Origin of the sequence: Streptomyces sp. NPDC057638, from assembly GCF_042800315.1 — a bacterium.
Classification (GTDB): Bacteria; Actinomycetota; Actinomycetes; order Streptomycetales; family Streptomycetaceae; genus Streptomyces.
Genome location: NZ_JBHVHF010000561.1, coordinates 1 through 2250 on the forward strand (window position 1 = coordinate 1; position 2250 = coordinate 2250).

Below are 2250 nucleotides of genomic sequence, written 5' to 3' on the forward strand. Positions count from 1 at the left end.
GCCCGGGCCCCCCACCGGGCGCCACCGCCGTCCCCCGAAACCGGGCGGCCTGCCCCGGGGACCTGCCGACGGCTTGCCGTTGGCCTGGCTGCGGTCTGTCGGTGGTCTGTCGGCGATCTGTCGGTGGGGGCCGACATCGTGGCCCCCATGAAGCACACCGACCCGAAACCGCGCCACCACGCCGCCCCCACCGACGCCGCCGTTCATGTACGGGGGCTGGTCAAGCACTACGGCGAGACCAAGGCGCTCGACGGCGTCGACCTCCAGGTGCCCGAAGGCACCGTCCTCGGCGTCCTCGGACCCAACGGTGCCGGCAAGACCACCCTCGTCCGCTGTCTGTCCACCCTGATCGTCCCGGACGCCGGATCCGCCACCGTCGCGGGCTTCGACGTGGTGCGCCAGCCGCGCCGCCTGCGCCGCGCCATCGGGCTGACCGGCCAGTACGCCTCCGTGGACGAGAAGCTCTCCGGCTGGGAGAACCTCTACATGATCGGGCGGCTGCTCGATCTCACCCGCCCGGAGGCCCGCCGCCGCGCCGACGAGATGCTGGAGCGCTTCTCCCTCACCGAGGCCGCCGCCCGGCCCGTCTCCCAGTACAGCGGCGGCATGCGGCGCAGGCTCGATCTGGCGGCGTCGATGATAGGGCGGCCGTCCGTGCTCTTCCTGGACGAGCCGACGACGGGGCTGGACCCCCGTACCCGTAACGAGGTCTGGGACGAGGTGCGGCGGATGGTCACCGACGGGGTGACCGTGCTGCTGACCACCCAGTACATGGAGGAGGCGGAGCAGCTCGCCCAGGCGCTGACCGTGATCGACCGGGGCCAGGTGATCGCCCAGGGGCAGGTGGACGAGCTGAAGGCCAGGGTCGGCGGACGGACCCTGCGGATCCGGCCCAGCGACCCGGCGGATCTGGCGGCGATGGCCGCCGCGCTCGCCGAGACCGGTCTCGACGGGGTCGCCGGATCGACCGTCGCCCCCGAGGAGGGGCGGCTGTACGTACCCATCCTCGCCGACGAGCAGCTCACGGCCGTCGTGGCACTGCTCGCCGACCGTGGCTACGGCATCGCGGACATCGGCACCGATCTGCCCAGCCTGGACGAGGTGTTCCTGGCGATCACCGGCCACAAGGCGCACCCGTCCGACACGAAGACCGAAGGGGTCGCGGCATGAGCACCACCATGGAGAAGACGGCCAGCGCGCCCGGCACCCCCCGTACCCCCACCGACGACGAGGGCGGCATCAGCCCCCGCGCCCACCTCCGCCATATCGGCGCCCTGGTCCGCCGCAACGTCCTCCAGCTCCGCCAGGACCCGGCGTCCATGACGGACGCGCTGCTGATGCCGGTGGTCTTCACCCTGCTCTTCGTGTACGTCTTCGGCGGCGCGATCTCCGGCCCGGGCAACCAGGATAAATACGTGAACTACGTCGTCCCCGGGCTGATGGCCATGATGGGCCTCAATATCGCGATGGCAGTCGGTATCGGCGTCAACGACGACGTCAAGAAGGGGGTGATGGACCGCTTCCGGTCGATGCCGATCTCCCGGGCGTCCGTCCTCGTCGCCAAGATCGTGGTCGAGGTCGGCCGGATGACGATCGCGATGACCATCATGCTGGGCATGGGCTTCCTGCTCGGGATGGAGCTGAAGACCTCCGTACTGGAGCTGCTCGCCTCCATGGGGCTCTCGCTCCTCTTCGGCGCCTCACTGATGTGGATCTTCATCCTCCTGGGGCTGGCGATGAACACGCCCCAGGCCGTCCAGGGGATGGCGATGGTCGTGATCCTGCCGCTCCAGTTCGGATCGTCGATCTTCGCGGACCCCGAAACCATGCCGGACTGGCTGCGGACCATCACGGACTACAACCCGCTGTCGAACCTCGCGGACGCGGCCCGCGCCCTCATCAACGGGGAGGAACTGGCCGGATCGGTGTGGTCGGTGCTGCTCTGGGCGGCAGCGATCACCCTGGTGACGGCGCCGCTGGCGGTGGCGAAGTTCCGCAACAAGTCATGAGGGGCGTGAGAGGCCTTCGGGCCGCCCGCTGACCCACGGCGTCCCGCATTTCCCGACGTCCCGACATCCCGGCGCCGCAGGGGAGCGTCGGGCCGGGGACGCCGCCGAGGACGGTGATGGCGCCGACGACGATCCGGTCGCCGCCGTCACCCGCGTCACCGCCGGGCCGACCGGGCCCACCGTCGCAGCCCCGGGCGGTACCGGCGGGGACGGCACCCCGCCCGCCACGGTGCGGGCGGGG

At 71.2% G+C, this 2250-nt stretch carries 2 protein-coding genes; both read left to right on the forward strand.

What is annotated here, in order from left to right; all coding sequences use genetic code 11:
- The first annotated feature begins 147 nt into the window (after positions 1 to 147).
- Positions 148 to 1170: an ATP-binding cassette domain-containing protein gene (locus ACFVIM_RS34750; RefSeq protein ID WP_384310277.1), complete on the forward strand. Its 1023-nt coding sequence runs from the start codon at positions 148 to 150 to the stop codon at positions 1168 to 1170.
- The gene (locus tag ACFVIM_RS34755) at positions 1167 to 2009 is read left to right on the forward strand and encodes an ABC transporter permease (RefSeq protein WP_384310280.1); all 843 of its coding nucleotides are present in this window, start codon (positions 1167 to 1169) and stop codon (positions 2007 to 2009) included. Before ACFVIM_RS34750 ends, ACFVIM_RS34755 begins: the two co-directional genes overlap by 4 nt.
- Positions 2010 to 2250: the final 241 nt, after the last annotated feature.